The organism is Clostridium sp., from assembly GCF_022482905.1.
Lineage (GTDB): Bacteria > Bacillota > Clostridia > Clostridiales > Clostridiaceae > Clostridium_B.
Map to the genome: position 1 here is coordinate 1196084 of NZ_JAKVOI010000001.1, position 24741 is coordinate 1220824.

The 24741-nt window shown below is 35.8% G+C and carries 13 protein-coding genes; 7 read left to right on the top strand and 6 right to left on the bottom strand.

Annotation, left to right across the window (positions count from 1 at the left end):
- Positions 1-33: 33 nt before the first annotated feature.
- Positions 34-1203, top strand: a complete 1170-nt coding sequence (locus LKE46_RS05950) for an exonuclease SbcCD subunit D (RefSeq protein ID WP_291719342.1) — start codon at positions 34-36, stop codon at positions 1201-1203.
- Complete coding sequence (locus tag LKE46_RS05955) at positions 1190-4342, top strand: SbcC/MukB-like Walker B domain-containing protein (RefSeq protein ID WP_291719344.1); 3153 nt, start codon at positions 1190-1192, stop codon at positions 4340-4342. Before LKE46_RS05950 ends, LKE46_RS05955 begins: the two co-directional genes overlap by 14 nt.
- 46 nt (positions 4343-4388) lie before the next feature.
- Here the strand turns inward: LKE46_RS05955 and LKE46_RS05960 are convergent, their stop codons facing one another.
- The gene (locus LKE46_RS05960; RefSeq protein ID WP_291719346.1) at positions 4389-4847 is read right to left on the bottom strand and encodes a peroxiredoxin; all 459 of its coding nucleotides are present in this window, start codon (positions 4845-4847) and stop codon (positions 4389-4391) included.
- Between the two features lie 189 nt (positions 4848-5036).
- Between LKE46_RS05960 and LKE46_RS05965 the strand changes: the two genes are divergently transcribed.
- The 3 genes from LKE46_RS05965 (at position 5037) to LKE46_RS05975 (ending at position 13524) form a co-directional block, all read left to right on the top strand.
- Positions 5037-7433 carry a VIT and vWA domain-containing protein gene (locus LKE46_RS05965; RefSeq protein WP_291719348.1) on the top strand — a complete coding sequence of 799 codons (2397 nt, stop codon included), beginning with the start codon at positions 5037-5039 and terminating at the stop codon, positions 7431-7433.
- Positions 7434-7553: 120 nt separating this feature from the next.
- Positions 7554-12080 carry a glutamate synthase large subunit gene (gltB, locus tag LKE46_RS05970; RefSeq protein ID WP_291719350.1) on the top strand — a complete coding sequence of 1509 codons (4527 nt, stop codon included), beginning with the start codon at positions 7554-7556 and terminating at the stop codon, positions 12078-12080.
- A gap of 16 nt (positions 12081-12096) precedes the next feature.
- Positions 12097-13524, top strand: a complete 1428-nt coding sequence (locus tag LKE46_RS05975; RefSeq protein ID WP_291719352.1) for a glutamate synthase subunit beta — start codon at positions 12097-12099, stop codon at positions 13522-13524.
- 72 nt (positions 13525-13596) lie between these two features.
- Here LKE46_RS05975 and LKE46_RS05980 read toward each other — a convergent pair whose 3' ends face one another.
- From LKE46_RS05980 to LKE46_RS06000, 5 genes are all read right to left on the bottom strand, one after another.
- Positions 13597-15489, bottom strand: coding sequence for a glutamine synthetase (locus tag LKE46_RS05980; protein ID WP_291719354.1), 1893 nt, complete (start codon positions 15487-15489; stop codon positions 13597-13599).
- Positions 15490-15690: 201 nt separating this feature from the next.
- Positions 15691-16239, bottom strand: coding sequence for a hypothetical protein (locus LKE46_RS05985; RefSeq protein WP_291719356.1), 549 nt, complete (start codon positions 16237-16239; stop codon positions 15691-15693).
- 115 nt (positions 16240-16354) lie between these two features.
- Complete coding sequence (locus LKE46_RS05990; protein WP_291719358.1) at positions 16355-16669, bottom strand: hypothetical protein; 315 nt, start codon at positions 16667-16669, stop codon at positions 16355-16357.
- Between the two features lie 121 nt (positions 16670-16790).
- Complete coding sequence (locus tag LKE46_RS05995; RefSeq protein WP_291719360.1) at positions 16791-18041, bottom strand: efflux RND transporter periplasmic adaptor subunit; 1251 nt, start codon at positions 18039-18041, stop codon at positions 16791-16793.
- 4 nt (positions 18042-18045) lie between these two features.
- Positions 18046-21171, bottom strand: a complete 3126-nt coding sequence (locus LKE46_RS06000; protein WP_291719362.1) for an efflux RND transporter permease subunit — start codon at positions 21169-21171, stop codon at positions 18046-18048.
- Positions 21172-21364: 193 nt separating this feature from the next.
- On the opposite strand from LKE46_RS06000, the gene LKE46_RS06005 reads away from it, so the two are divergent.
- Complete coding sequence (locus LKE46_RS06005; RefSeq protein WP_291719364.1) at positions 21365-23299, top strand: sigma-54-dependent Fis family transcriptional regulator; 1935 nt, start codon at positions 21365-21367, stop codon at positions 23297-23299.
- Between the two features lie 242 nt (positions 23300-23541).
- Positions 23542-24615 (top strand): 2,3-butanediol dehydrogenase, encoded by a 1074-nt coding sequence (locus tag LKE46_RS06010; RefSeq protein ID WP_291719366.1) that lies wholly within the window; start codon positions 23542-23544, stop codon positions 24613-24615.
- Positions 24616-24741 lie beyond the last annotated feature (126 nt).

A 24741-nucleotide genomic window follows, 5' to 3' on the forward strand; every position in this document is an offset into this window, starting at 1 on the left:
GGCTGTTTCAAATCAGATAGGGAGGTGGAATATATGAAAATAGTGCATACGGCGGATTGGCATATAGGCAAGATTGTAAATCAGGTTCACATGACAGAGGATCAGGAGTATATATTGAATGAATTTGTAAGTTTTGTTTCCACAGAAAAACCCAATGTAATAGTAATCTCCGGAGATCTGTATGATAGATCCGTACCTCCGGTAGAGGCGGTTGATTTGTTGGATAGAGTATTTACAAAAATACTTATGGAACTGCATATTCCCATCATTGCCATAGCAGGTAATCATGACAGCGGCGAAAGAATTGAATTTGCAAACAGGATACTCAAGGCAAACGGACTATATATATATGGAAAACTTGGCAGTACTATAGAACCTGTCAGGATAGAGGATGAATATGGCTGTGTCAATTTTTATGCAGTTCCATATGCAGATCCTGCAGAAGTAAGAAACATCATGCATGATGAAAATATACATAACCACAATGATGCAATGAAAGCCATAGTCGATTCAATAAAAAAAAGCATGGATAGGAATTCGCGAAATATTCTGGTGGCACACGGATTCATTTCTGGAGGAGAGGTATCGGATTCTGAAAGACCTCTTTCCATAGGAGGCACAGAGTATATAGACCGCAATATTTTTGAAGATTTCAATTATACAGCTCTTGGACATCTTCACGGTCCACAGAGAATAGGAAGCGATAAAATAAGATATTCAGGTTCCCTGCTCAAATATTCTTTCTCTGAAGCAAGGCAGAAAAAATCCATAAGCATTGTCAATCTGGATAAAGACGGTGAAATACATGTTGAAAAGAAAAGCCTGAAGCCAAGGAGGGATATGAGAGTTTTAAAGGGAAAATTGAAGGACATATTGAGTCCTGAAATATACAGACAGGGAAATGTGGAGGACTATATATGTGTAAATCTCACAGATGAAGAACAGATTATAGAACCGATGAGCAAACTCAGGTCGGTTTACCCTAATATTTTGAAATTGACCAGGGAGTCTTTTGGCAGTTCCCTTAAAAATGATCGTATCGATATTGATAAAGTTTACGCAAAAAAAGATATATTAAAATTGTTTGATGAATTTTATACGGGAATTACGGGAAGAGAATTTACAAGAGAAAAAAAAGAGGTAATATTGGATGTACTGAAATATATAAAAAGTGAGGAAGGTGGTATTTATGAGACCGATTAAACTTGTAATGACCGCTTTCGGACCTTATGCGGGCAGGGAAGAGATAGATTTTAGAAAACTTGGTGATAAAAATATTTTTTTGATAACCGGACCAACCGGAGCCGGGAAGACAACTATTTTTGATGGAATAAGTTATGCAGTCTATGGAGAAGCCAGCGGCGACGGAAGAGATGGGGAAAGTTTAAGAAGTCAGTTTGCAAAAGACGATTTGATTACTTCAGTAGAGATTTACTTTGAACTTCGAGGCAGAAAATATTATATAAAGAGGATACCAAAACAGATGAAGCCCAAATCCAGGGGCAGTGGATTTACCGAGCAGAAAACGGATGCGGAGATGAGGATGTATCGGGGAGATGAGGACTATGACGTAATTTCGGGAGTAAGTTCGGTGAATGAAAAAATAGAAAATATAATGGGTATAAATTATCAGCAGTTCAGGCAGATAATGATGATTCCACAGGGTGAATTCAGAAAACTTCTTGTATCTGACAGCAGGGAAAAGGAAAAAATATTGAGGAAAATATTCAATACGGAAATATACAGCAGATTTGAATCCAGATTGTCAGACATGGCAGCAGCCATTTATAATGATATAAAACTATTGAACCAGAAGGTATTTGAAAATATAAATAAAATACAGTACGAAGAGGATAGTAGGCTTCATGCTGCAATAAATTCGGAAAATAAAAATTATACTGCCATTCTGGAACTTTTAAAGGAAAAAATAAATTTTGATACTGCAGAAGATGCTGAATTAAAAAATAGAATCTCAAAATTTACTTTTAAAATGGAGAATATACAGAAAAAGATATATGAATCTACGGAAAACAATAAAAAGTTAAATGAAAAAGTACAGCTTGAGAATGTATTGAAGTCTTTAAGGGATAGAAACAAGGACATAGTTTTAAAAGAAAAGAGACTTTCAATGGGAAAAGTGGCTTTGAAAATAAGGATGTTTGAGGAAAATTATGTATCCCGTAAAGAAGATCTCGAAGTTAGGCAAAAAGAACTGGAGAAAAATAAATTCAGCATAAAAGATGCAGAAAACAGGTTAAAAGAGGATGAAAGTATTTTTAAGCATGAAGAATCAATGGAAGACTATAGAAATGGCTTATCCGAAAAACTTGCCGAACTAAAAAGCTACAGAGATAAAGCCAAAAAACTACAGGAAGAGAAGGAGATTTTAAATACAGCCAGGTATAAATTTCAAAAGGTAAAATCAGAATGGGAAAATAAAAAGATTTTTATGGAAGAATTGAAGAAGGAAATAGACAGTCTGAGAGAGGTAGTAGATAATTCCGTAGATTTCAAAGAAAAAAAGCTTGTACTTGAGTCAAAATATGATAAACTGTCCAGACTGTATGCAATAATTCAGGATTTGGATAAAGAGAATATAAGCATAGTGAAAATAAGAAAAGATTACAAATTATATTACAGTGAGATGAATAAAAACAGAGCTCTGGTTGATAAGGAAAAAGAAAAGCTTGATCACATGGAGGACCTGTTCAGAAAGAATCAGGCGGCATTCATTGCAGCTTCGCTTAAAGAAGGAGAACCATGTCCTGTATGCGGTTCACTGCATCATCCTTCAATTGCAAGGGGAAAAGGCAGATGCGTGGATGATGCTGAAATAGAAATCCAGAAAAAATGTATGGAAAAAGCAGAAAACATATATGAAAAAACGAGAATAAAATTTCAGAACGTAGATGCAGAAGGTCAAGGCAAAAGTGAAATTATACGCAGAATTAAAAAAGATTATAATGCACTGAGCGGTGAAAATATAGCTGATATAGAAAAAGACAAATTGACTGAATTTATAAAGAATAAATTGGAGTGCCTTAATTTGGAATTGCAAAAACTAAAAAAGGGAATAGCAGAAGCTGAAAACAGCTGGAAATATATTGAAAATAAAAAGAAAAACCTGAGGGAGAAAGTTTCTGAATATAATACTTCCGATGAAATATTTAATAAAGTTAACGAGGAATATTCAAGCGAGTTTATAGAAGTTGAAAAGGTTAAGGGAATATTAAATCAGATGACACTTGACATACCCGAAAATTTGAGAGAACAGAAAGTACTGGAAAATACTATAGAAAAAACTGAAAAAATTCAAATTGATGCAGCGAAAGCGCTCAAAACCGCCAGGGAAAATTACATGAATTCAAAAACCAGGTATGAAAGATTATGTGCAAGTAAAGATTCCATGGAAAAAGATATATGTAATCTGAAAATGCGTTTGGAAGAGGCAGAAAAGATTTTCAAGGAAAAACTCAAAAGTGTTGGATTTTCAAACATGGACGATTATAAAAGTTCAAAGATATCCAGCATTGAAGAAGGTGAACTTGAAAAAACTATAAATGAATTTTACAGGGAGTTAAAATCTGCAGAGGACAGATACAGCAGGCTGTGTGATCAGATAAAGAGTATTGTAATTTCAGATGTAGACAAATTGAATGAGGAGTATGAAAATATAAAAAGTAAAAGAATTGAACTGGAGGAAAATAGATCATCCGTCAATACAAAACTGCAAATGAATAAAGCTATTTTAAGTCGTCTTTGGGATCTTTTTAGGATTATAAATGATAAAGAGAAAAGTTACGGAGTAGTAGGAGAACTGGCTGAAGTCTCAAAAGGTAAAAATGCAGCCAGAATAAATTTTGAAAGATATGTGCTTTCTGCGTTCTTTGACAGCATTATAGAAGCTGCCAATATAAGGTTTATAAGGATGAGTGAGGGAAGATATGAACTTGACAGGATAAGGGAAAGCGGAAAGGGAAGAGCTCAGAGCGGACTCGATCTCCAGGTATATGACAATTATACAGGGAAGTGCCGCCATGTCAAAACACTATCCGGAGGTGAAAGCTTTAAAGCAGCCCTTTCACTTTCCCTGGGACTTGCAGATATCGTCCAGTGTTATTCGGGAGGGATAAATCTTGATACAATGTTTGTAGATGAAGGCTTTGGAACCCTTGACCCCGAATCACTTGATGGGGCTATCAAGTGCCTTGTAGATCTGCAGAACAGAGGAAGACTTGTTGGGATAATATCACACGTACCTGAATTAAAGGAGAGGATTGATGCCAAACTCGAGATAATTCCAGGACCTGAAGGCAGCAGGGCAAGATTTAATATAAGATGAAGGGCGGATAATTATTCCCCGCCCTTTTCCCGTTACGATAAATAATTTATTGTATATCTTCTATGATCTTGTCCACATGCCCGTCTACTCTTACCTTCCGGTATACTTTTTTCACTACACCATTTTCATCAATTATAAATGTGCTTCGTTCTATGCCCATTTTCTTTTTCCCAAACATGTTTTTTTCTTTCATAACGCCGTATAGATTGCATACTTTCTCATCGGGATCTGAAAGAAGTATAAACGGAATATTTAATTTATATATGAATTTGTCATGAGAATCAAGAGAATCTCTGCTAACACCCAATACTATGGCATTCAGTTCAGTTAATGTATCAATGTTGTCCCTAAACAAGCAAGCTTCCTTACTGCATCCAGGGGTATTGTCCTTGGAGTAAAAATATAGTATAACCTTTTTTCCTATATAATCGCTCAGTTTATGTTCTTTTTTATCAGAACCGGTTAATGTAAAGTCAGGGGCTTTATTACCTACATCGATTTTCATAATATAAACCTCCTAAGTTTATGGATAAATTATATCCTTATTATATTATTTTATGACTAATTGAAGTGTGAGTAAAGTAAATTTTATCAGGTACAATAAATAATGAATAGTATAGGTAAATATGGTAAAATCTAAATATAATGTGACGTTTATCATCTTAATTATATTAATGTAGAGGAGGAGCTATCCATGCAGATGCCGTATAGATGTGACCATGAAGAAATGCAGCTGAAGGAGGTCAGTATAAATGGTAATTTATGTGCAGGATATGGGGAAATATTTATAAATCAGACCTATCAGAACACGAGCAAAGAGAATATTGAAGGAATATATGTATTTCCCATGCCGGATACCGCAGTAATTTCTGGATTCGAAGCAGAAATAGGTGGAAGAATATTAAAGGCTTTAGTGGAAGACAAGAATAAGGTAAATAAAATATATGAGAATTCAGGAAATTTGGAACAAAGCCATTTCTCACTGGAGGAATTTAATCCGCATTTTTTTAAAATAAGTTTAGGTAAAATAATACCTGGTGAAACGGTTAAAATAAAATTTTCATATATAGACGAACTTGAATACAGCAGCAATATATTCAGGCTCACCATACCGGGAATTTCTCGTCCTGGAATACTAAAAAATGAATCAGGGCCGGCTCTGATCAAAAATAGAATATTGAGGCGTATTAAAAAAAATACACATGAAAATGAAAAACTTGAATTTAAGTCCAACATAATAGTTGAATCCATGAGCAGGCTTAATTTTAAATCACTGTACCATAATGTTAAAATAGAACGTGAAGGATATACTACAGCGAGAATAAGTTTTAATGAAAGACCTGAATTGACAGCCAGGGATTTTGTCCTGCTTATGAAGGAGGAAAATACACAAGAGGCAGACGGAATGATATATGAGTATAAAAATGAGGATCACAAAAATGGAATAGTATATATGAGAATAATTCCCAAGCTGGATAAATTTGAATTTGATAGAGGTAAAAGATATATCTTTCTCATGGATATTTCATATACAATGTATGGTGAGAAGCTGAAGCATGAAAAAGATGCACTCCAGCTTTGCTTGAGAAATATGCTGCCGGATGATGAATTTAATATAATAGCAATGGGTGATAGACTTGAAAAATTTTCACAGGATATGCTGGATTTTAATCAGGATTCGCTGGACAGGGCTTCGAAATGGATAGATGAATTGAATATTGAATCGGATGCAAATATATTTGAAGCAATAAAATATTCCATTGAAGAAATCACAGAACCTGCAACCATACTTATGTTTACCGATGATGAAATAGGTGAAGAAGAAAATATACTTTCCTATGTAAGAAAAAATATTGGTCAAAACACGATATTCACCTTTGGAGTAGGTGATTTTGCCAACAATTATTTTCTAAGCAGGCTGGCTCATGAAAGTATGGGGAAGGCTGAGTTTATAGATGATAGTGAAAAAATTGAGGATGTTGTTTTAAGGCAATTCAATAGGATACAAAATCCTCAAATTGAAAATATAAAAATCGACTGGGGAAAACTGCAGGTAAAAGCTACCTATCCAAGGACTATTGAATACATTTATGATAGAGAACCTTTTTCTATATTTGCAAGAGTAGTCGGGGATGTTGGAGGTCAGGTAGTGTTAAGTGGAAATGTAAATGGAGAGGAATATCTCAGAGAAATAGATATAGACAGCTTTAATACAGAGGAAAATGCCAATCTACTTAAAAAGGTCTGGGGAAGAAAACGCATAGAATCAATAAAAACGAGCATGAAAACAGAGCGCGGTGATACAAGGGAGTCTATGAGAAAAAAGATAGTGGAGATTTCCAAAGAAAATGGAATTATAAGCTCCGAAACAAAATTCATACTTATGGAACTGAGGGAGGAACCTGTCCTCGGGATTCAGCTTAGAAATGTAATCCCGGTTAAGGTAAGTGAAATGACTGAAAGGAATCTTAAAAGTACAGTTGCCGAAAACAGGAGTATCAGGACAGGATTTTTATATAAGAATTCAAACACAGATGACAATCTGTATTTGAATAAAAAATATCCAAGAGAAAAATTGATTAAAATAATTGCAAAAAATCAGTTCGCAGATGGTTCTTTTGCGGATTATGAAAACTGCAGCAAGAGAGATAAAATAAAAACTACATCAATGGCAGTACTTTCATTTGCCATGGGGAAGGGAAATATAGATATATATTCGAATCAAATCAACAAGGCTGCCAATTTCATATGTGAAAATTATAAAAATATTGATTTTCACAAGGAAATAGATATTACAAGACTGATTATTTTATCTTTAACTATATTGAATAAAAAAAATTTCCTCAAGGATAAATACAAGGGAAAAGTGGAAAAAACCATAAGCGATATATGTGATATTTTATATTCATGTAAAAACACCAGGGATATTTTAGTATCACTCATGAATAATTCACTTGGTAAAAATGCAGGTTTACTGTTTAGAACAAGTGAAGACGGAAAGTTTATAGATGAAGAAATTATTCTAAAGGATGAAAAAAATTCTATTTTCAATATGTCAAAGTTGGCTGTCCTGATGTCGCTTGCAAGATAATTGTCAAATTTATAGATATAATAATGTAAAATAAATAAAATAATGAAATTTTTATATTGAAAAATTTCATAAACAAATATATAATTTAAACTAAACCGAAAATTAAAGGGGGCAATTTACATGAAATCAATTGAGGGATTACCACCAAAGCAGGGACTTTATGATCCAAGTTTTGAAAGGGACAATTGTGGAGTTGGCTTTGTTGCAAATATTAAAGGAGAAAAGTCACATGATGTAGTAAAAAAAGGACTTAGAGTCTTGGTCAATCTTACACATAGAGGTGCTGTTGGTGCTGATCCTAAAACTGGTGATGGAGCAGGAATACTTGTTCAAATACCAGACGAATTTTTTAGAATATGCTGTGATAATCAGGGGGTAATACTTCCTCCTGCCGGTAAATATGCAGTAGGAATGATATTTTTACCAAAAGAACCAGCTATTAGATATCAATGTGAGGGTATTCTGGAGAGAATTATAAAAGAAGAAGGACAAAAAATACTTGGATGGAGAACTGTTCCTACAGATGACAGGGGAATTGGCGAAACAGCAAGAGGAACAGAACCTATAATAAGACAGGTATTTGTAGAAAATTGTCTTGAAAACCAGACTGAATTCGAGCGTAAATTATATATAATAAGAAAAAGAGCTGAAAATGAAGTTGAAAAATTGGTTAAAAGAAATGCTGAATATTTTTACATATGTTCTTTTTCAAGCAAGACAGTAGTTTACAAGGGACTTCTTTTGGCAGATCAGATAACTGGATATTATCTGGATTTAAATGATGTCAATTTCAAAAGTGCTATAGCGCTGGTCCATCAGAGATTCAGCACAAATACATTCCCAACATGGGATCTGGCACAGCCTTTCAGATATCTGGCTCATAATGGAGAGATAAATACTATACGAGGAAACAGAAACTGGATGAATGCCAGGGAGGGGATTTTAAAGTCAAGTGCATTCAAGAAAGATATAGGCAAATTATTTCCTATAATAACGCCTAATGGCAGTGATTCTGCATCTCTTGACAATATGTTCGAGCTGTTGACAGTAGATGGGAGAAGCATTGCCCATTCGATGATGATGCTCATACCAGAGGCGTGGGAGAAAAATGACGATATGCCTGCATATAAAAAAGCATTCTACGAATACCATGGTTCGCTGATAGAACCTTGGGATGGACCGGCTGCTGTTTTCTTTACCGACGGTGATCAGGTAGGTGCTACACTTGACAGAAATGGTCTAAGACCTGCTAAATATGTAATAACGAAGGATGGTCAGGTTGCAATGGCTTCAGAACTTGGTGTGCTTGAATTCAATCCTGAGGAAGTAATCGAAAAAGGTCGTCTGAAACCTGGAAAAATGTTTCTGGTTGATACCAAAAAGGGAAAAATTGTAGACGATCAGGAACTTAAAAGAGAATTGTGCATGGATAAACCTTATGAAGAGTATATAAAAGACAGCAAAAGATTGCTTGAAGATTTTGAAGATGTATCTGAATATACGGAAATAAGTCCTGAAAAATTGAAAGAACAGCAGCAGGCTTTCGGGTATACTATGGAGGACTTGAAAGTCATACTTAAATTTATGGCTGAAAGCGGCAAGGAACCATTGGGCTCCATGGGAAATGATACTCCCCTTGCTGTTTTGTCTGACAGACCGCAGCTTTTATTCTCATATTTCAGACAGTTGTTTGCACAGGTAACCAATCCACCTATAGATCCAATAAGAGAAGGTGTGGTAATGTCACTTATGAATTACCTTGGACCTCAGAACAATATACTCAGCAAAGGTGCTATAGACAGTCCTTTTATAGAGCTTAAAAGCCCTGTTTTAACAGATGATGAGATGGCTAAGATAAAGAAACTTGGGGATGTCAATTTTAAGACAACTACCGTACCTATAACATTTAAATATGACAGCGGCATATCGGGCTTCAAGGAGGCACTTAAATTAATATGTGAAAGGGTGTCTAAAAAAGTTGACGAAGGATATAACATCCTAGTTTTAAGTGATAAAAAAATAGATGAGTATGAAGCTACTATACCTAGTCTTCTTGCAGTATCTGCAGTCCATCATTATCTGATAAAGAAAAAGACAAGAACCAAGGTATCCATAATAGTAGAGACTGGAGAAGCAAGGGAGACAACTCATTTTGCACTTTTGATTGGATATGGTGCCAGTGCTGTGTGTCCATATCTTGCTTACAGGTCAATTGAAAAATTGGTTGATACCGGCGTCATAAAGGATGTTTCAAAGGAAAAGGCAGATTCAAATTATAGGGAGGCTGTTTGTGCCGGATTACTGAAAATACTATCCAAGATGGGGATTTGTACAATTCAAAGCTACCACGGCGCCCAGATATTTGAAGCACTTGGTTTGAGTCAGGAGTTTGTAGATAAATATTTTAAGGGTACTACAACTACTATAGGCGGTATAGGAATAGACATTGTAGCCAAGGAAGTGCTTTTAAGGCATAGAAGAGCCTTTGACAGGTTTAGAAATCCTTCACTTGAATTGGACATAGGAGGTTTGTATTCATGGAGAAAAGAGGGAGAGTTTCATCTTTTCAATCCTATGACAATACATAAGCTTCAACTTGCATCAAGAAAAAATGATTATAAACTATATAAGGAATATTCAAATCTGGTAGATGACCAGAGAAAACAGCCGTGTACACTTAGAAGCTTATTGGATTTTGACTTTGACAGCAGCTGTGGAATTCCAATTGAGGAAGTGGAACCTGAGAGTGAAATAATAAAGAGGTTCTGTTCTGGTGCAATGTCACTTGGGGCACTCAGCAAGGAATGTCATGAAACTATAGCTATTGCCATGAATAAAATTGGGGCAAAGAGTAATTCAGGAGAGGGCGGAGAAGATTATAGAAGATTCAAGGTAGGAAGAGATGGACAGAACAAAAGAGGTGCAATAAAACAGGTTGCATCTGCAAGATTTGGTGTTACTACAGAGTATCTTGTAAATACGGATGAAATACAGATAAAAGTAGCTCAGGGTGCTAAACCCGGTGAAGGCGGCCATCTTCCTGGACCAAAGGTAGATCATTATATTGCGGAAGTCAGACATTCTACTCCGGGAATAGCTCTCATATCTCCACCACCGCATCATGATATATATTCGATAGAAGATCTGGCTCAGCTTATATATGATTTGAAAAGTGTAAATCCCAACAGCAGAATCAGTGTAAAACTTGTATCGGAAGTTGGAGTTGGAATTGTTGCAGCAGGTGTGGCAAAAGCACATGCAGATTTAATATTGATAAGTGGACATGACGGCGGAACGGGGGCATCACCACTTTCGTCCATGAGGTATGCCGGTACTCCTTGGGAAATAGGACTCTCAGAAACGCATCAGGTACTTCTTCTGAACAATTTGAGAAGCAAGGTAAGACTTCAAACAGATGGACAGTTGAAGACGGGGAAGGACGTAGTTGTTGCATCGCTGCTCGGTGCAGAAGAGTTTGGATTTGCAACTACGCTGCTTGTAACATTGGGTTGTACTCTTCTTAGAAAATGTCACTGCAACATGTGTTCCATGGGGATTGCAACACAGGATCCGGAATTGAGGAAAAATTTCAAGGGAAAGCCTGAATATATAATCAACTTTTTAACTTTTATAGCTAGAGAAGTTAGGGAATATATGGCTAAGCTTGGATTCAGAACAATGAATGAAATGATTGGGAGAGTAGATAAACTCAAGGTAAAGGATGGCGAGAATCTGGATCATTGGAAGATTAAGGGACTTGATTTTTCAAGTATATTCTACAGGCCGGATGTACCTGAAAGGATAAAGCCATATTGTACGATACAGCAGGATCACGGTATAGATAGTGCACTTGACCATACTTTGATACAGATTGCATCTCCGGCATTGAATGATAGAAAAAGCGTATGTGGGGATTTTGAAATAAAGAATGTCAATAGAAGTGTCGGAACCATGTTAAGCGGCAAGATAGCCAAGATTTTTGGAAGAGAAGGGCTTCCTGATGATACCATAGTGTTCAACTTCAAAGGATCTGCCGGTCAGAGCTTTGGAGCATTTGGAATGAAAGGGCTTACTTTAAAGCTTGTAGGAGATGCCAATGACTATGTAGGAAAAGGGCTGTCCGGAGCTAAACTCATAATAGAAACTCCTGAAAATGCTGGATATAAAGCTGGCAACAGTTTTGTTGCCGGAAATACTATATTATACGGAGCTACTAGCGGCAAGCTTTTTGTAAATGGAATGGCTGGTGAAAGGTTCGGAGTAAGAAATAGCGGGGCTTGTGCAGTAGTAGAAGGAGTAGGTGATCACTGCTGTGAATACATGACTGGCGGGACTATTGTAGTTATCGGAAAGACAGGAAGAAATTTTGGAGCAGGTATGAGCGGCGGAATAGCTTATGTATTGGATGAAGATAATGATTTTGACAAGAATTGCAATATGGATATGGTTGAAATAAATGAACTTGACAGCGATGACGAAAAGATGGTATATGACCTTGTAAGTGAACATCGCGAAAGTGCCAATAGTTTCAAGGCAAAATACATTCTCGATAATTGGGATAAATGCAGATCCAAATTTAAGAAAGTTATCCCTACTGCATATAAGCTTATACTTCAAAAAAACAAGCAGGCAGTAAAAGTATCTTAGTGAAGGGGGATATATAATGGGAAAATTAACTGGATTTAAAGAATTTAACCGTAAGGATTTTGCTACAAGGCCTGTGGAAAACAGGATTAAGGATTACAAAGAGGTTCATAATGCACTGCCTATAAAAGATATGGAAGACCAGGCAGCAAGATGTATGAATTGTGGTACACCATTTTGCAACTGGGGATGCCCACTTGGAAATTTAATTCCAGACTGGAATGATTTTGCCTATAATACTGACTGGAAAAAGGCTTATGACAGACTTTCGATGACCAATAATTTCCCTGAATTTACGGGAAGAATATGTCCTGCATTGTGTGAGGCATCCTGTACTTTGGGAGTAAATTATGATCCTGTATCTATAAGAGAGCTTGAATACATGATTATAGAAAAAGCTTTTAAAGAAGGATGGGTTAAACCTGTTCCTCCCAGAAATAGAACTGGAAGAAAAGTGGCTGTTGTTGGGTCAGGTCCATCAGGTCTTTCTGCAGCTGTGCAATTGAATTCCGTCGGACATGAAGTAGTTGTTTTTGAAAGACATGATGAAATTGGAGGGCTTCTGAGATACGGTATACCGGATTTCAAACTTGAAAAAAGTGTAGTTAGAAGAAGGATAGGCATCATGGAAGAAGAGGGTGTGGAATTTAGGACGAATGTTAATGTAGGTGCAGATATAACTGCTGAAGAACTTCTCAAGGAATTCGATGCAGTAGTACTTGCAGGAGGCTCGACTATTCCAAGAAATCTAGAAGTCCCAGGAAGAGAACTTGATGGAATACATTTTGCAGTTGATTATTTGACACTCCAGAATAAAAAGGTATCAAACAAAAATTCAGATCATGATATTACAGCCAGGGGAAAATCGGTGCTTGTAATTGGAGGAGGGGATACAGGTTCCGACTGTATAGGTACGGCAATACGTCAGGGAGCAAAAAAGGTGTATCAGATAGAGATAATGCCAAAACCTCCTGTATCAAGAGATGATAGTATGCCGTGGCCAATCTATCCTAAAATTTTAAAGACAACTACCTCGCATGAAGAGGGATGTGAGCGTATGTGGAATATATCGACAAAATGGTTTATAGGAAAGGATGGCAATGTAAACAAAGTTCATTGTGCAAAAGTCAAATGGCATAAAAACAACAATGGAAACATGTCCTTTGATGAGATCAGTGGAAGTGAGTTTGATATAGAGGCTGATTTGGTGCTTATAGCCATGGGATTTCTACATCCCGATCATGAAGGATTATTGAACGCTCTGTCATTGAACTTTGATGTCAGAGGCAATATAGATACATCCAAAACACATATGACAAATGTCAAGGGAGTATTTTCGGCTGGAGATATGAGAACGGGTCAGTCTTTGGTTGTAAAGGCCATTGAAGATGGAAGGATTACTGCAAGATACGTAGATGAATATTTGATGGGTGATACTTTTCTTTAATGTTGATATTGTAATTTAAATAGGATAGTGCGGTGAATTATTTTAATTCACCGCACTATCCTATAACTTTTTCTATATATCAAGTAAATTTTTCTTGTAATCGGAATACAGTGCTCTAAGTTCAGCTATATTATTTTCTATTTCAATCTGCAGCTTTGACACTTCTGCATAATCTTCTTTTTCAGTAGCTTCCTTTATTTTTGTAAACAGGCTCTTCTTTGTATAGGAATCCTTGATGAGATCATGTCTTAAAGCATCTATTTTCATCCATGTTGCCACATCGATGTCAAGTGCCTTTCCACTGCAGTGAAGCAGCTTGAAGCCTCTTATTTCCTCAGTGTACTGGTTTATGATTCTGTGGTTCAGTTCAACTATCCACTTCTCCAGGAATGCTTCCTTGAAGCTTTCTATATATTTATCCTTCAATATACCGCTGCCTGTAAGTACTGCAGTCTTCTCAGGATATTTTTCAAATGCAGACAGGTTGTCATATACTGTAGCCGGTGCCTTGCCGTAAAGTTTTTCCCTTTCCTCGTCCGTATAGGATTCGAATACGTCGATTTCACTTCTGTAAGCCCTGTCTTTTTCAAGGTAGTCTGCATCATCACCGTATTTCTTTGACAGCTCGGCAAGAAGATCATCTTCTGTTTTGCCGTTCTTTACTGCATATGCTATACCATCAACCATGGCAACATAAATTGCACCTACGGCAAGATAAGTGTTTGTTCCGGGATTTGGCGCCCTGAGTTCAAATCTTGTTGCAAGAGGGCTCTGAAGTTCCCTTACTACTCCGAGAAGTACCGACCTGTTCCTTGAAGGGACTTCTACAGAACGTCCTATTGAAGTTACTATGCAGACTGGAGCCTCAAAGCCCGGTTTCAATCTTCTGAGGGCATCTGTTGTAGATGAAACGAATGGGTTGAGGACTTCATAGTTCTTGAGTATTCCCATTATGGAAGCATATCCGAATATGCTGAGAAAGCTTTTCTTTGAGGAGAACAGGTTTATTCTCTTTCCCTCTTTAAGCTTCAATGCAATTCCAATATGTGTATGTTCTCCGTTGCCTGCTATACCCTCTACAGGTTTGGCCTTGAAGGTTACATTAAGTCCGTTTTCCTTGAAAGTCTCTTCTATTATGTTCTTTATGAAGGCCTCATTGTCGATTGCCTGTACTGCAGTAGAATACTTCCAGTCAATTTCAAGCTGCTCCATTATCTGATAGTCTCCATTTTCATCTACCTTTGCCTGTATGCCTCCAACTTCCTTGTGTCCCATCTCAGGCTCAAGCCCGTACAGGTCCATTACAAGCAGTGACTGCTCCAGTGCTGTCTTTACCGCACCTTTTGTTCTTGCCCAGTACTGCTCCTTGAGTACCTGTGAAGTTGAAAGTGCCTCCACCTCGGTCTTGTTGTTCGGGGTGTTGACCCAGAATTCAAGTTCTGTTGCGCATGTGCCTACTACATCTTCTATGTCATCATATTTTATTCCAAAGGAAGATAGTGATCCGGGGTACTGCTTGAACAGATCAAGAAGATTTGATTTGAGGTACTCTATGGAATGTTTCAATACATACCTGGAATCCACTGGTGCACTGCTGTGATACAGAAAGCAAGGTATTCTGAGTGTGCCTACAGGTTTTCCGGTTCCGGGGTCTATGTTATCCTTGTTGTAATCAACATACCAGTTTACGTCAGTATCAGGAAACATATCAACCTTGGCGTCATCCAGTGTTGCTATTCCCGGAAGTACTATTGATGAACCGTCTGTCTGAACTGATCCTTTGAGAAAACCTTCTATATCATCCAGAAATATTTTGATGGGAATTTTTTCGTCTGTATTGTTGCCAGAGAGATCGACACCTACAGCCGATACAAATTTTATTTCGGGATGGGAAGTTAAAATTTCCTTCAGATCTTTTTTGGAATGTTTGTTGTCAGGTATTGTGTAAACTAAATCTTTTGACATTTTGTTGCCCCCTTGTAAAATATAATAAAAAAATAGTAATTATCCAATATTTTATATCAAAATGATAAAAAAACAATTAAATTATTTATATATTGCAATCTATATACATTTATGATTTTATAATTTATATTTGTGTATGTCAATAGAAATGAACAAAAATAACAATAATGCTGGCATTTTTTTAATTATGCCAGCATTATTTTATAGGGCATTGTGAACAAAAGCTACTATTTTGTCAATAGGAATATCTACTAGAGATCCTAATTTTGAATTATCGTTATTTTCATAACAATCGTCATCCAGTTTATAAGGATCATAGCAGTTTTCCACCAAATCATCGGAATTGCATGAATTATTAATAGGACAATCAGGAATAGGTCCTATTTTGGTTATAAGTCTTAAAAAGTATCTGTTTACGGATATTAGAACACCTGAAAAACCATAGCCTGAATTTCCTCCACTTGAAGTGAATATTGTTACAGGTTTACCTATATATCTGCTTAAGTTATCTGAAAAGCTCATAGAACCTATACTGCAGTTGTTTTTTTCATGCCTATTCTTATTTCTTGAACTGCGGTTATTGAAATTTTCATCTTCAAGTAAGTTTGAAGTACCTGTTGTATTTTTCAAAATATCATCTTCTTCTATTGGTTTATAGTCGGCATCCATGTAAGTTTTGTTATCTGAGGAATTTCTATTTTCATATCTTTTGTTGTTTCCTCTATAATGTCTTCGATGGTGTCTGCTCAAAATATTCTCACCTCTTTTTAAAATTATTAAAAGACAAGCATTTTAGTGTGGAGTATTATAAAAGCACCACCAGTGTAAAATATGGGGATTAATGATGGTGCTCATATATCATAATTTATATTGAATTATGAACAAAGGATACTATGGATGATATAGGAATATCTACTACGGATCCTCTGTTATAGTTTTTACTGTTGTAGGAATTGTTGCGCCTATTTAAATCATTATCTGAAAAATTTGAACAGGAATTGGATATTGAACAGGAAGGTGCAGAGCCTATTTTAGTCAATAACCTTATAAAATCACTGTTTACTGACATTAAAACACCTGTAAATCCCGAACCAGAAATTCCACCGCTTGCCGTAAATATGGTTACTGTCTGTCCTGTAAATTTTGCCAGATGACTGGCAAAACTGCATCCATTTGACAATTTGTTCCCCTCCTTTTTAGCTCAAGTAACAGGAAATTATCCTTAATTCATAATATGCTAAATATATAATAGGTGACAGTAAAAAAAGGACTCAAAAGAGTCCCCTTGCCTTATATATATATTAGTTTAGTATTCTGACTTTGTCTCCATCATTTAGGAAAGTTTGTCCTTGGGATACTATGGCATCATCCACACTTGTCTTGGAAGATATTACTTCAGTTATTTTATCATTGGAAAGTCCTGTATTGATGGAAACCTTCTTTATCTTGTTGTCTTTTACTATATATAAATATGAAACACCATTTTCAACTTTTATAGATTGATTTGGTACTGCCAGTATGTTATTTTTAGTTTCATCGGGCAGTGATATTTTGGCAAACATTCCAGATTTCAAGTTTCCGTCATTATTATTAAGTTTGATTTTTACTGTATACTGCTTGGTTTTACTGTCGGCATCGGGACTTATAGTGTCCACTGTGGCGGTGAATTTTTTATCCGGCATTGAAGGAATAGTTATAGGAAGTGACTGACCTTTCTTGATTTTGGAAAGTATATTGTCAGGCACACTTATTTCTGCCATAATCGAGCTTGAATCTATTATAGTTAAAGATGGCTGGCCGGTTGGTGAAATTTCTCCTTCATGTACAGCTGATGAAGATACAGTGCCTGAAATAGGAGATCTAATTATATTGTCACTTATTTGTGACTGAATTGACTTAAGACCGGCTTCGGACTGGTTTACCTGTGCCTGTGCAACTTCAACTGATTCAGGACCAATTTTTTGCTGGATCAAATTTAAATTCTGTTCAGCTGCAGATAATGCGGCAGTTGCACTGTCCAATTTCGTTTTTGCAGAATCCAGTTCCTGTTTTGATAGTGCTCCTGCAGAGTACAGTTTTTGTGATCTATCATAATTGGTTTTTGCATCATCATAATTAATTTTTGCTGTTTTTATACTTTGTTCAGCCTGAATTACCTGTTGTTCAAATCCAGAACTCCTTGTTTTATCCAAATTTGCCTTTGCAGAATCGATACTTGCCTGCTGCTGTTCCAATTGAGCCTCCAGACTGCTGGAATCAATCGTAAATAAAATATCACCTTTTTTCACATTGCTTCCTACTTTTACATTCAGGGTCATAATTTTACCTGGAGTTTTAGGAGATATGGAAACTTCTTTATCAGCAACTAATTTTCCAGAATAATCTACAGTTGTAGATAAAGATGTAACTTTAGCGTGAGTTACACTTACATTTTTAATTGGGTTCTGACTCACTACTTTTTTATTTTTGATGATATTGTGGGCTATAGCAGCCACTGCAAGAACTGCTAATAATAACAGTACTATTTTCCATATGTTTTTTTTCAACTTCATTACATTACACCTCCTGGATATCTAATTTCTTTTTCTTGTTTTTAAATATATGATTTTTTAAATCATCCATCAATGTATATACAATAGGTAGTATTATTGGAGTCAGGATTGTGGATGCAATCATTCCACCGATGACTACGATGGCCATGCTTGATTTGTATTCGCTTCCCTCTCCCATTGACAATGCAGCAGGGAGCATTCCAACTATCATGGTTGCAGAAGTCATTATGATAGGCCTTAATCTTGTTGTACCTGATTCAATTAAAGCATCTTTTAAAGTTTCACCACGTTTCATAAGAGTATTTGTGTAGTCAATTAAAAGAGTGCCGTTTTTTGAAGCTAGTCCATCGAGCATGATAAGTCCTATAAGTGACATCATATTTAAGGTCTTACCTGTAATTGCAAGTATGGCCAGTGCTCCAATCAAAGCACATGGAAGAGAAATCATTCTTATAAATGGTGTTAAGAAGGATTCGTATAGTACAACAAGTATCATGTAGATTAGTATTAATGAAATAATCAATGCTTCTATTAAAGAAGTAAAACTAGTGTCCATGTCTTCCTGATTACCACCGTACTTGATTTCATAACCCTGAGGGATAGAGAATGATTTTAACTTTTTAGTTATATCTTTGTTTACAGCTCCCAATGCCCTTCCTTGAATATTTGCTGAGATTGTTGCAACATCCTGTCGATCCTCTCTTGTTATGGATGTAGGACTATCGGCTTTTACTACAGTTGCAACCTGATTGATTGGGATTGAATCACCTGATTGATTGAGTATTTTTATAGAACCGATATCTGAAGGAGTTTTTATATCACCATCTTCAAATTTTACCATTATATCATAGTCACTTCCATTTGTTCTGTATACACCTGCGGATGAACCCTGAATTGCCGTTCTGAGTACTGTTGATATATCTGAAGATGATATGCCGTATTGAGCTGCAGCCAGCCTGTCTATCTGAACTCTCAATTCACTTTCATTGGCTTTGGTTGAATTGTTGATATCGACGACTCCGGGGATATCTTTCAATATTCCTTCAACCTTGTTGGATATTTCCGTTAATGTGGTTGAATCTTTTCCAAGAAGTTGAATTGATATAGGACTGCTGCTTCCACCCATATCTGATTCAGTTACAGAGAAATCTGTTCCCGTCAATGATGCTTTACCCCAATCATGAACTTGTTTTGCTATTTCAGATTGAGATCTTTTTCTTTCACGCTTAGGATGAAGGTTTATGATTATACTTGCAGAACTTGATTTGCTGGATGTCAGCCCATTATTGCTGGCCCCGACTGTAGAATAATAGCTTTCAATTTCTGGAATTCTATGTATGTAATTTTCTACCTGCCTTACTTTTTTATCCATTTGATTTAATGTTGCACCCGAATCGAACTTCATATTTACAGTAAAAGTGCTTTCATCTGTTACAGGTGCAAGTTCTGTTCCTATTCCTCCTATGGGTATTAGAGCTATAACAGCTATTAAGGCTGCCACTGTAATAGCCAATATCCTTTTTCTGTGATCCAGTGACCATATAAGAGCCTTTCTATACACAGATGTTAATTCGTCTATTGATCGTGAAATTTTATCAAGTATTTTAAACAACTTTGTCTGTTTTGCTCTGCTAAGCAGCCTGGAAGGCTGTTTGGTTCCGATTTTATTGTACAATCTCGATGCGAGCATAGGTGTAACAGTAAATGAAACAAACAGTGAGAATAATGATGCAACAGCTATAGTGAGACCAAATTCCTTGAAAAAGGCTCCTGCCATGCCTGACATGAAAGCAACAGGAGTATATACAACTACATCGCATAAAGTTATTGCAATAGCTGCAAGTCCTATTTCGTTACGTCCATCTATGGAGGCGGTTATAGGATCTTTTTTCATGGCAAGATGCCGCTGTATATTTTCAAGTACAACAATTGAATCATCTACAAGTATTCCTATACATAATGATAATCCCATTAAGGACATCATATTAAGAGTGAATTTCATAACATACATCATGAAAAAAGTCGAAACAAGTGAAGTAGGTATTGCTACCAGCACTATGAGTGAAGATCTCCAGCTCCTTAGAAACATGAACAGAACCAATGCAGTGGTTATTACACCTTCTATCAAACTGCGTTTTATTTCGGAAAGGGAGGAGTTTATGAATGTAGTTGTGTCATAGGCAACTGTAAGATGAACGTCCTTTGGAAGAGCTTTTTTAATGATCTCCAGTTCTTTTTTTACACTGTTTACAGTTTCAACTACATTTGCATCACTTTGTTTCTGTATACTTATACCTATAGTATTTTTACCATTTAGTCTTAAATACTGTTCTTCTTCAGGATATTCAAGTTTTAAATCTGCTACATCTGAAAGGTGGACAGTACTGCCGTCTGCAGTCGGTATAAGCATATTTTTTACTTCATTTATATTTTGGAATTGGCCTATGATTCTTACAGATTCATTTAGATTTTCCTGCTTTATCTGACCGGCAGGCAAATTTGTATTGTCTGATTGAAGCTTGCTGAGTAAAGTATTTATATTAATACCATAATACTCTATAGTTGACTTGTTCAGCTTTATCATGAGCTGTTTTTTTTGTATTCCCTCAAGGCTTACATTTCCAACACCTTGAATTTTCTGAAGTTCTTCAGTTATATTATTAGATTCATTGTACAGTTCATCATAAGATGCGGTTCCTGATACAGAAAGAGTTAGAACAGGCATTGCATTTGTGTCTATCTTGAATAGAATTGGTTTATCCGCGTTTTTTGGTAATTTACCTTGAGCATTGTCTACTGCCTTTTGTACATCCAGAAAAGCTGTATTCATATTTGTACCCGTTTTAAAGGTTATAATAGTTTGTCCAACACCTTCGCTGGCTGTAGATTGAATTTTGTCAATTCCATTTATTCCCGATACAGCATCTTCAATTGGTTTTACAACATCGGTTTTAATGTCATCGGCACTGGCGCCAGAATAGGGTGTGGATATTGAAATTATAGGTATATCCATAGACGGCAGGAGATCCGCACCGAGATTTCTATAGCCAAATATACCTAGACCCAATAGAAGCAATATTACCATAGTTATTGTTGCAGGTTTTTTTACAGACAATCTAGTTAAATTCATTTTTCCCCTCCCTAATAAATTGTTCTTATACTTACGAAATATACATGTTACATTATATATTTATATAGTAGAGTTTTCAATGATAATTGACAAATTTTAATTTAGTGTTTACTTTCTTGAGTAATCATTGTCCGTTATGATAGAATATAAACTAAAGTGTTCTAAATTAGTATATTTTTTAGAAGGTGATATTTTGGAAGACTATATTAAATTTATATATAAAGCATGGAAGAATTTTATAGAAAAAGGATACATAAACGCTGCGGTTCGCATTGAAATAGCAGATTCATGGAAAAGGTGCATGAATTATGGGGTGGATCCTATGAGTGGTAAAGGGAAAGAAACTGAAAAATCAAATATGAAAAATATAATAGATGGAAATGCGGAATTGATATCTGTTGCACATTCTACTATGGAAAATCTCTATAAAGTTGTAGCAGGTTCGGGGTTTGTAATTATGCTTGTGGATAGATGCGGGTATGTAATAGATGTCATTGGAGACAAGGAAATAATGAAGAGGGCGGATGAACTGAATTTTGTAAAAGGTTACCTCTGGACAGAAGAATCAGTTGGAACAAATGCAATAGGTACTGCATTGTATCTGGATAAACCACTGCAGACCATTGGAGCCGAACATTATGGTATAAATCAACATTCCTGGACATGTTCAGCGTCACCAATCCATGACAAGCTTGGAAATATAATAGGGTGTATAAATATGTCAGGAAATTATTATAATGCTCATTCACATACACTTGGAATAGTTACAATGGCATCTCAGGCAATTGAGACACAATTTCAGCTTACCATATCCAATAAATTTATGAATGTGACTTTGAATTCTCTATCTGAAGGTATGGTTGTCATAGACAACAATTTTAAAATAACGAGAATAAACAAGATGTTTGCAGAAGTCCTTGACGTGGATAATGATATTCTTGGAAGTGATATTAGAAATATTATATCAAATGTAGATTTTAAAAGTATACTGGATAATCCCGACAAATCCTATAATAGTATTGAATGCAACTTTTCTATAAATGGCAGCATAATAAAATGTATGATAAATACTTCACCTGTAAAGATGAACGGAAAGTCGGCTGGAATTGTAATAACCTTTAGAGAATCACAATATTACCATAAGCTTGTGGGAAAGGTTATAGGATACAGGGCCAATTATACCTTTGAAGATATTATAACAGAGGATAAAAATATGGAGGATGTAATAAAATTAGCTAAGAAAGCAGCTAAAAGCGACTGTAATGTTTTAATAGAGGGTGAAAGCGGAACGGGAAAAGAACTGATGGCACAGTCAATTCATAATTACAGCAATAGAAGAAATGGTCCTTTTGTAGCAGTAAACTGCAGTTCAATACCTAGAGAGCTTGTAGAAAGCGAGTTGTTTGGATATGAGAAAGGCGCATTTACAGGAGCATCCAAAAATGGAAATCCAGGTAAATTCGAGCTTGCGAATGATGGAACTATTTTTTTAGATGAAATAGGAGAACTACCAATTGACATACAGTCAAAATTGCTGAGGGTCCTGGACAACAGCAAAGTAGTCAGAGTGGGTGGAAATTATGAAAAACAGCTTAATGTAAGAGTTATAGGTGCTACAAACAGAATACTTGCAGATGAAATAAAAAATAAAACCTTCAGGGAAGATCTTTATTATAGACTTAATGTCATGAATATAAGAACTATACCTCTCAGAAACAGAAAAGACGATATAGAACTTCTGACTAGATATTTTATAGACAAATTAAATTGTAAAAATCCCTTTCAGAAAAAAGATGTTGATAATGCTTATATTGAAGGGCTTAAAAAAAATTCATGGAGAGGAAATGTAAGAGAGTTAAGAAATGTAGTTGAGAGAGATTATTATTTAAGTGATAGGGAGATAATTTCCAGTGACTACTTGATAGAAGATAAACAAAGTTCTGGATTTGAGGAAGAAGAAAAATTGCAGAATGAGGTATCCACAATTGTTCCAATACAGATTGTTGAAAAAAACAGTATTGAAGATGCAATTCAAAAATGCGGTGGCAATATGCTTAAAACCGCAAAACTTTTGAATATAAGCAGATCCACCCTGTATCGTAAGATAAAAAAGTACAATATAAGATGATTATTTGAGTGGTATTTACGTATTGTACTATAATGATACATATTTATATTATGTATCATTATAGTACATAGTATCTTGTGCTATTATAGTACACTATGCTTAAAAAATGTTTATTTCCAATGTTTTTTGATCTGGCATGATATTTGCTGCACTATGTTAATAGATTAACATTATATATATTAGTATTAATTTTATCAAAGTATTAATTTTATCAATGCTGTTAGATCGAAGGAGGAAATTTTATGAAAGCTGCACTATGGTATGATAAAAATGATGTTAGAGTAGAAGAAATAAACGAACCTGAAGTAAAAAAAGGACAGGTAAAAATTAAAGTCAAATGGTGTGGGATATGTGGTTCTGATTTACATGAATATCTTGGAGGACCTATATTTATTCCTAAAGAACATCCTCATCCTTTAAGCGGAACTACTGCACCTGTAGTTTTAGGACATGAGTTTTCAGGAGATGTAGTGGAAACAGGTGAAGGAGTTTCGAATTTGAAAAAAGGAGACAGGGTTATTGTTGAACCTATAGTTGCCTGTGGCAAATGTCCTGCTTGTTTGGAAGGAAAGTATAATTTATGTGAAACACTTGGATTCCATGGTTTATGCGGAAGCGGCGGTGGATTTTCAGAATATACGACTTTCCCGGAAAAATTTGTTCATAAAATACCCGATACAATGTCTTACGAGGAAGCTGCCCTTGTAGAACCTATTGCAGTTGCACTGCATTCTGTCAGAATAGCAAATTTTAATGCCGGGGATACGGCTCTGGTACTTGGGGCAGGACCTATAGGACTTGCAACTATCCAATGCCTTAAGGCTGCTGGAGCAAGTCTTGTGGCAGTATTCCAAAGAAAGTCCATCAGGCAGGAATATGCGAGAAAATTTGGTGCGGATATAGTTTTGGATCCAAATGTAGTTGACGTGGTGGAAGAAATTAAAAAACTTACAAATGGGGTTGGAGTTAATGCTGCGTTTGAAACTACTGGAGCTGCTGTAGGACTTAATACTGGAATAGAAAGCATTAAATATGAAGGTACATTGGTTATAACGAGTATATGGGAGGGTGAAACCAATTTTAATCCAAATACGCTTGTCTTTACAGAAAAAAAGATAGTAGGAACAATTGCATACAGACATGAGTTCCCGGCAACTATAGCGCTTTTGAGCAGCGGTAAAATAAAAACCGATGGATATGTTACAAAGAAAATAGCACTTGATGATATAGCTAAAGAAGGTTTCGAGACTTTGACTGGGCCTGAAAAAAAGAAACAGGTAAAGATACTGGTAACTCCCGATAAATCACTCTTGTAATCTATAAAAAGTAAAATATAAGTTTATATAATTTTAGTTGAAAATAGAGCACCGGGCTTATAAAGGAAGTGCTCTATTTTTAATATTTGATTTTAAAACATATTTCACTGTCTATGGTATTTGTAT

Bases quoted from the DNA above. Each gene is read 5' to 3' on its own strand.
- LKE46_RS05950 (WP_291719342.1), top strand. From the start codon at position 34: ATGAAAATAGTGCATACGGCGGATTGGCATATAGGCAAGATTGTAAAT.
- LKE46_RS05955 (WP_291719344.1), top strand. From the start codon at position 1,190: ATGAGACCGATTAAACTTGTAATGACCGCTTTCGGACCTTATGCGGGC.
- LKE46_RS05960 (WP_291719346.1), bottom strand. From the start codon at position 4,847: ATGAAAATCGATGTAGGTAATAAAGCCCCTGACTTTACATTAACCGGT.
- LKE46_RS05965 (WP_291719348.1), top strand. From the start codon at position 5,037: ATGCAGATGCCGTATAGATGTGACCATGAAGAAATGCAGCTGAAGGAG.
- gltB (WP_291719350.1), top strand. From the start codon at position 7,554: ATGAAATCAATTGAGGGATTACCACCAAAGCAGGGACTTTATGATCCA.
- LKE46_RS05975 (WP_291719352.1), top strand. From the start codon at position 12,097: ATGGGAAAATTAACTGGATTTAAAGAATTTAACCGTAAGGATTTTGCT.
- LKE46_RS05980 (WP_291719354.1), bottom strand. From the start codon at position 15,489: ATGTCAAAAGATTTAGTTTACACAATACCTGACAACAAACATTCCAAA.
- LKE46_RS05995 (WP_291719360.1), bottom strand. From the start codon at position 18,041: ATGAAGTTGAAAAAAAACATATGGAAAATAGTACTGTTATTATTAGCA.
- LKE46_RS06000 (WP_291719362.1), bottom strand. From the start codon at position 21,171: ATGAATTTAACTAGATTGTCTGTAAAAAAACCTGCAACAATAACTATG.
- LKE46_RS06010 (WP_291719366.1), top strand. From the start codon at position 23,542: ATGAAAGCTGCACTATGGTATGATAAAAATGATGTTAGAGTAGAAGAA.